The sequence below is a fragment of the Planktosalinus sp. genome, assembly GCF_059864935.1.
This window is the reverse complement of record NZ_JCBCCK010000057.1, coordinates 1-7,149: the sequence shown is the minus strand read 5'-3', so window position 1 is coordinate 7,149 and position 7,149 is coordinate 1. Positions and strand designations below refer to the sequence as shown.

Sequence of the window (7,149 nt, the reverse complement as noted above, 5' to 3'; positions counted from 1 at the left end):
TCAAGAGGAAAAAGCCTTTGAAAGAGTGTGTCGAAGTTTTCATCAATTAGAAAATTAGGTTCTGACTTCTAATATAATCAAAAAAGGAAACAATTGCTACTAGATGCTTGAAATTTAGATGAAAAGCAGCCGAAGTTTATATTTCCGTAAAGCCCACCTGATGTTCTTTCAGAAACTCCTTTATCATATCAACACGGATACATTGCCCAAGATGCAGGAAAGCATAGTCGTTGACTTTCTTTTTCCTACCGTTGACCAGGATCTGTTTTTCCTCAAGATCGAACCCCAAATGGAGGTGTTTGGTGCTTTGTTGCATCCCGAAAATAATCCCATTTTTGTCAAACAACGGTCCGCCACTTTGTCCGCGCAAGCCGGGAGTGCTCATTTCTATTCCGGTTATGGCATTGTTTTCGGCAATGTTTCGGGTAATCATCCCCTCGATGCGGAAGTAAGGAACCACAGCCTGCTTGCTGTTGTCAAAGTTAATATCGTCAGTTTCTTTGAAGTATTTAAAGTTTTTAAATTCAGGGAAAGGGTAGCCCAGACGGCAAAGTGATTTACCGGGTTCAATTTTAGAGGTGTCTTTTAAAAACTTTGCGTGTGATTTATATTTGATGGCATTAAAACCTTCAAGTTTTATAATGGCCAGATCGAGTGTTTTGTGGAGATGAATAGTGATGTTGTCAAACCGGTCCACACAACCCATAAAGCTGTTTTTAACCTGGACGACAGTCTCGTGTTTGTAGCCGTATTTTTTCTCCAGTGCAATCAAATTTTGCTGGTGCATCAAGTCGTTGTTGAGTTTTGATGCTTCCTGCCTAAAGTTTCTATATTTTTTATTGGTCGGGTTTGAATTGAGGATGAGTTGGGCCACATGTTTACAAGTCACAGCAACTCCCTGATCATTGACAAAAAAGAGGGTGGATAAACCGGGCACGATATCGTTACTGCCATAGTATCGCACGATGCTTTGCAACGGTCGGGTAAATTGAGCAACTTCTTTGATGGCATTAACAAACATGGAATCTATTTTTTCTTGTTTCGCTTATTGTAATTTTTATCACCTCTGGTTTTAGGCTTTTTGTATTTTTTGACAATTTCCCTGCGGTAAGCCCCACCCAGATTCACCTTTTTATTTTTGTCCTTTTTTTTGTGAAAAGCAGGGCCGGGAGCATCCTCGTCATTTTTGTACCTTTTATTGGGATTGTAAATTTCCTTGACTTCTGGACGTTCTTCAGCAGTAAGTAGTTCTGAAACTTTCACTCCGGAAGGCATTTCAGTTACCGGAATTTTCATTTGCATCAGTGCTTCAATATCTTCCAGTGACTGTTGCTCTTTTGGTGTGGTCAACACCACAGCTTTGCCCGACTGCTCGGCACGTCCTGTTCGCCCTATGCGGTGGATGTAGTTTTCAGCATATCCCGGGGTATCCACATTAAAAACGTGACTCACCTGTTCAAAATCAAGTCCGCGTGCCATGACATCGGTGGCAATTAAAATACGGTTTTCACCGGCTTCAAACTGCCTGATACTTCTGATGCGGTAATTCTGAGTTTTGTTGGAATGAATAATACAAAGTTCTTCCTTAAATCGTTCATCCATCAGTTCAAAAAGCAGGTCGGCTGTTTTTTTGTTTTTAGCAAACAAAATGACTTTGGTGAATGTCTCCTTATCGGAAAGCAATTCCAGCAACAAATTCACTTTGGTATAAAAATTCGGAACTTTATAAACTTCTTGTTTGATGTTTTTCAAGGGTTCGCCGCTCAAAGCCACGCTGATACGTTCGGGGTTTTTAAAAAAATCGTCCAGCAGGGCATCCACTTCATCAGTCATAGTGGCCGAAAAGAGTATGTTTTGTCGCTGCTGCGGAAGTATGTCAAATATGTTGATGAGTTGATGCCTGAATCCTAAGTCCAGCATCACATCCACTTCATCAATTACCAGTTTTTGAATGGATTTTAAATGCAGGACGTGGCTTACGGCCAGGTCATACAGCCTGCCGGGAGTGGCAACTATGATGTCAACACCTTCGGCAACAGCTTGTTTTTGGGTGTTGATATTGGTGCCACCATAAACGCCCACGATTCTCATATTCACATATTTGGCCAGTTTTTCGGTTTCTTCCACTACCTGAAGCACAAGTTCGCGGGTGGGTACCAGCACGAGTACACGCGGATTGGGTTGTTTAGAAAACGGCAGCATTCGCAAAAGCGGAAGCATATAAGCAATGGTTTTTCCGGTTCCGGTTTGGGCAATACCCACCATGTCCCTTCCTGACATCACCACGGGAAATGTTTGCTCCTGTATGGGCGTAGGGGTTACAAAACCACGTTCTGTCAACCCGTTGAATAGGGGGGTGGTTAAATTAAAATCTTCAAATGTTGTCATAGGTATCAATACGGAGACAAAGGTAAGCTTATTTTAGATTTAGCAGTTTCTTTAGATTGCTTGTGTAAAATAATAGGTATTTTTGTGGGAAGATTTCAAACGACCATGAAGAAAAAGTTACTTGCCTTTGCAGGCTCAAATAGCAGTACTTCTATCAATCACGCTTTTGTGAGTTTTGCAGCCTCACAAATTGGCTCCCACGATGTCAAAGTGATAAAACTCACTGATTATCCTCTTGAAATGTTTAGTGAAGATATTGAAAAAGAACGCGGTTACAGTGTTGAATTAAGAATGCTTTTGCAGGAAATCAAATCGGCCGATGGGTTGATGATTTCAGTAAACGAGCACAACGGAGGACCTTCGGCATTTTTTAAAAATGTAATGGATTGGTTGTCGCGTATTGAATACAAATATCTGGAAGGAAAAAAAGTCTTATTAATGAGTACTTCAGACGGGCAACGGGGCGGAGCAGCTTCACTGGAATATGTCAAAAACCGCATTCCCCGACACAATGGTGTAGTGACTGAAAGTTTCAGCTTTCCCGGGTTTAAGGATAATTTTTCGCTCAGCGAGAACAAGATCACCGATGAAATCCTTTCACTCGGCTTTACTGATGTGTTGCAGAATTTTGAACATCAAATTTCCATTTAATTGCGACAGCAAAAACATATCACACTCAATGATACTGAGTTATTTAAAAAGCAGTTAATTCACTGGGCACAACAGTTTGAAGAGGTGGTTTGGCTAGATTCCAATGCCGCCGAAAATATTCAAAATCGAAACTACAAATCCTTTGATGTGCTCCTTGCGGTGGAAGCGTTTACTTCCATTAAAACCGATGCCGAAAATGCTTTTGAAAATTTGAGGGATTACCAAACACACACGGCCGACTGGATTTTTGGCTACCTCACTTATGATTTAAAAAATGATTTGGAAAACCTGACCTCATCCAATTTTGACGGTCTCGGTTTCCCGGAATTGTATTTTTTTCAACCGAAGAAATTGTTTTTTCTTAACGGAAACCAACTCGAAGTCAGCTATCTGAATTTTGTAGCTGATGAAATGGAAGAAGACCTGCACGCGATTAAAAACTTTAAGATTGAGGCACAACCTCCTGTTCCGAAAGTTCCGGAAATCAAAGCGCGAATCCCTAAAACGGACTATCTAAAAAAGGTAGTCCAAATGCTGCATCACATCCAGATGGGGGACATTTATGAAGCCAACTTTTGTCAGGAGTTTTATGCTGAAAATGCAGTTATCCACCCGCTTGAAACTTATCTGAAGCTCAATGCCATTTCATCCCCGCCTTTTGCTGTGTTTTTAAAATTGACAAATTTGTTTTTACTGAGTGCTTCACCCGAACGATTTATCAGAAAACATGGCAACAAAATCATTTCACAACCCATCAAAGGAACAGCACGCCGCGCCACCGATATGGAAGAAGACCAAAAACTTGCTCTCGCACTTGAAAACGACTTAAAAGAACGCTCTGAAAACATTATGATTACCGACTTGGTGCGCAACGACTTGTCCCGTACCGCCAAACGCAACAGTGTACATGTAGAAGATCTTTGCAAACTTTTTACCTTTAAACAAGTACACCAATTGATTACCACTGTAGTTTCTGAAGTCGCTACAGAAACTTCAATAATTGATGTTTTAAAAACAATTTTCCCAATGGGTAGCATGACCGGTGCACCTAAGGAAAGCGCGATGAATATCATTGAACACCTCGAGGAAACCAAACGTGGCTTATATAGTGGTGCTGTGGGCTATATCACTCCAAACGGCGATGCCGATTTCAACGTGGTCATCAGAAGTATTTTGTATAACCGAAGCAAAAAATACCTCAGTTTTTCAGTAGGAAGCGCCATCACTATCAAATCCATCCCCGAAAACGAATTTGAAGAATGCCTCCTTAAAGCAAAAGCAATACTGGAGGTGTTGAAATAATTCAGGTTTCAGATTAATTGGTCAGGTTTCACAAACTTGAAACTACAAACCAGAAACCTAATCACTATCTTTGCCGCTAATTTATGATTACCTGATGAAGTTTGAATTAAAAGCCAAAGACCCGAATAGCTCTGCACGTGCAGGGATAATAGAAACAGACCACGGCACCATTGAAACACCCATTTTTATGCCGGTGGGAACTGTGGGCACTGTAAAAGGAGTGCATCAGCGTGAGCTTAGAGAAGATATCAACCCCGATATTATTTTAGGAAACACCTACCACCTTTACTTAAGACCACAAACAGAAATCCTTGAAAAAGCCGGTGGCTTGCACAAGTTTATGAACTGGGACAGAAATATACTTACTGACAGTGGTGGTTATCAGGTGTATTCCCTTTCGGCAAACCGAAAAATTAAAGAAGAAGGAGTAAAATTCAAATCGCATATTGATGGCAGTTACCATTTTTTTTCACCGGAGAGCGTGATTGAAATCCAACGCACCATAGGCGCAGACATTATTATGGCTTTTGATGAATGCACACCCTATCCTTGTGATTACCGTTATGCCAAACGCTCCATGCATATGACCCACCGCTGGCTGAACAGATGCATTTCCCATTTAGACAAAACACCTTTGAAATATGGTTACGATCAGGCGTTTTTTCCGATAGTGCAAGGAAGCACCTATAAAGATTTACGACAGCAATCGGCTGAATATATTGCCGGTGTGGGTGCTTTTGGAAATGCTATAGGCGGGCTCTCTGTGGGTGAACCTGCCGAAGAAATGTATGCCATGACCGAAGTGGTCACTGCTATACTACCGGAAGATAAACCCCGTTATTTAATGGGAGTGGGGACGCCTGTAAACATTCTGGAAAACATTACTTTGGGTATCGATATGTTTGATTGTGTCATGCCCACACGCAATGCCAGAAACGGAACCCTGTTTACCGCACACGGCACCATCAACATCAAAAACAAAAAATGGGAAGATGATTTTTCGCCCCTTGACGAAATGGGTATCACATTTGTGGATACAGAATATAGTAAGGCCTATCTTAAACATTTATTTTCGGTAAACGAATTGCTAGGAAAACAAATTGCGACCATTCACAATCTCGGTTTCTATTTGTGGTTGGTTCGTGAAGCCAGAAAACATATATTAGCAGGAGATTTTGCCGCGTGGAAAAACAAGATGGTTAAGCAAATGGATAACAGGCTATAAAATTGCAAACAGAAACATAAATGTTTACAATCTTAGACAGATACATAATCAAAAATTACCTGGGCACCTTTTTGATGCTTCTTTTTTTGTTTATACCTATTGGAATAACAGTAAACCTCGCTGAGAAAATTGGAAGGATACTGGAAAATGAGGTGCCGTTGAGCGAAGTTTTGGCTTATTACGGTTATTTTACCATCTATTTTGCTAATCTGCTGTTTCCTTTATTCCTGTTTCTATCCATTATTTGGTTTACGTCAAAAATGGCCAACAACACTGAAATTGTTGCCATTTTAAGCAGTGGGATTTCGTTCTACCGGTTTTTAAGACCCTATTTTATAGGAGCCACAATAGTTTGTTTTGGAGCATTGTTGTTGGGAATGTATCTAGCCCCGATGGCCAGCAAAGGTTACAATGAGTTTACTTATCAATATTTGAAAAAAGGAAGAACAGACCGTGACCAGGTGAATGTTTACCGCCATATCAATGAAAACGAAGTGATATTTGTGAGTAACTTTGTTGCCGAAAACAATTCGGGAACTTTTTTTACACTGGAGCACTTTGACGGCAATGAACTTAAATATAAAATATCGGCAAACCGAATCAACTTCAATCCGGCCGACAGCACTTACACCTTATTTAATTACATCAAGCGAAAAATTGGAGAAAAGAATGACATTATAATTACCAAATCCCGTTTGGATACCATTCTCCCGTTTGAAATAGACGATTTAACACCTGTAAACTATATAGCAGAAACCCTGAATTACAGGGAGCTTAACGAGTTTATCGCAAAGGAACAAATGAGGGGCTCGTCACACTTAAACCGTTATGAAGTGGTCAGGCAAAAACGCTGGAGTTTGCCTGTAAGCGCTTACATATTAACATTAATTGCTGTTGCAGTTTCCTCTAAAAAGCGTCGTGGCGGTATGGGGGTCAATCTTGCCATTGGGATTTTAATCGGGATGATATTCGTGTTTTTTGATAAAGTTTTCGGCACTATGGCAGAGCAATCTGATTTTTCACCATTCATTGCAACCTGGTTCCCCAATATTTTATTTGGAGCATTAGCCTTATACCTGCTTTATGTTGCAAAACGATAAACTACTCAACTATCTCCACCTTCATTTTATAGTTTTTATATGGGGGTTCACAGCAGTTTTGGGAGCTTTGATTTCGCTTGATGCCACACCTTTGGTCTGGTACAGAATGTTGATTGCCTGGGTGCTGATTTATATTTTTGTGATTTGGAGAAAAATCAATCTCAGATTCAGAACCCTCACATTACTAGGGTTTGCTCTGGCAGGGTTTATTATTGCGCTTCATTGGATTACTTTTTTTGCTGCCATCAAGGTTTCAAATGTTTCGGTAACGCTTGCAGTGCTTTCAACAGGTGCGTTTTTTACTTCATTGCTGGAGCCTATTTTCTATAACAGAAAAGTGATTTGGTATGAAGTCATGTTTGGCATTTTTGTCATTTTTGGATTGTACTTGATTTTTGATGTAGAAACCCAATTCCTTACCGGAATTCTTCTGGCACTCAGCTCGGCATTTTTGAGTGCATTGTTTTCTGTAATTAATGGAAA

General features: G+C 40.4%; 7 protein-coding genes. 5 read left to right on the top strand and 2 right to left on the bottom strand.

Annotated features, from left to right (window positions below; translation table 11 throughout):
* Positions 1-136: 136 nt before the first annotated feature.
* Both AC6F75_RS02525 and AC6F75_RS02520 read right to left on the bottom strand, forming a co-directional pair.
* The gene (locus AC6F75_RS02525) at positions 137-1,021 is read right to left on the bottom strand and encodes a trypsin-like peptidase domain-containing protein (RefSeq protein WP_500713374.1); all 885 of its coding nucleotides are present in this window, start codon (positions 1,019-1,021) and stop codon (positions 137-139) included.
* Positions 1,022-1,026: 5 nt separating this feature from the next.
* The gene (locus AC6F75_RS02520; protein ID WP_500713373.1) at positions 1,027-2,388 is read right to left on the bottom strand and encodes a DEAD/DEAH box helicase; all 1,362 of its coding nucleotides are present in this window, start codon (positions 2,386-2,388) and stop codon (positions 1,027-1,029) included.
* Between the two features lie 105 nt (positions 2,389-2,493).
* On the opposite strand from AC6F75_RS02520, the gene AC6F75_RS02515 reads away from it, so the two are divergent.
* The 5 genes from AC6F75_RS02515 to AC6F75_RS02495 all read left to right on the top strand — a co-directional run.
* Positions 2,494-3,039 (top strand): NAD(P)H-dependent oxidoreductase, encoded by a 546-nt coding sequence (locus tag AC6F75_RS02515; protein ID WP_500713372.1) that lies wholly within the window; start codon positions 2,494-2,496, stop codon positions 3,037-3,039.
* Positions 3,040-4,341 (top strand): chorismate-binding protein, encoded by a 1,302-nt coding sequence (locus AC6F75_RS02510; protein ID WP_500713371.1) that lies wholly within the window; start codon positions 3,040-3,042, stop codon positions 4,339-4,341.
* Positions 4,342-4,435: 94 nt separating this feature from the next.
* Complete coding sequence (tgt, locus tag AC6F75_RS02505; protein ID WP_500713375.1) at positions 4,436-5,566, top strand: tRNA guanosine(34) transglycosylase Tgt; 1,131 nt, start codon at positions 4,436-4,438, stop codon at positions 5,564-5,566.
* Between the two features lie 20 nt (positions 5,567-5,586).
* Positions 5,587-6,666 (top strand): LptF/LptG family permease, encoded by a 1,080-nt coding sequence (locus tag AC6F75_RS02500; protein ID WP_500713369.1) that lies wholly within the window; start codon positions 5,587-5,589, stop codon positions 6,664-6,666.
* On the top strand, positions 6,653-7,149 hold a 497-nt coding region (locus AC6F75_RS02495; RefSeq protein ID WP_500713367.1), incomplete at its 3' end, for an EamA family transporter. The genes AC6F75_RS02500 and AC6F75_RS02495, both read left to right, overlap by 14 nt.

Coding starts and splice junctions, on each gene's coding strand:
- AC6F75_RS02525 (WP_500713374.1), bottom strand. CDS start 1,021: ATGTTTGTTAATGCCATCAAAGAAGTTGCTCAATTTACCCGACCGTTG.
- AC6F75_RS02520 (WP_500713373.1), bottom strand. CDS start 2,388: ATGACAACATTTGAAGATTTTAATTTAACCACCCCCCTATTCAACGGG.
- AC6F75_RS02515 (WP_500713372.1), top strand. CDS start 2,494: ATGAAGAAAAAGTTACTTGCCTTTGCAGGCTCAAATAGCAGTACTTCT.
- tgt (WP_500713375.1), top strand. CDS start 4,436: ATGAAGTTTGAATTAAAAGCCAAAGACCCGAATAGCTCTGCACGTGCA.
- AC6F75_RS02500 (WP_500713369.1), top strand. CDS start 5,587: ATGTTTACAATCTTAGACAGATACATAATCAAAAATTACCTGGGCACC.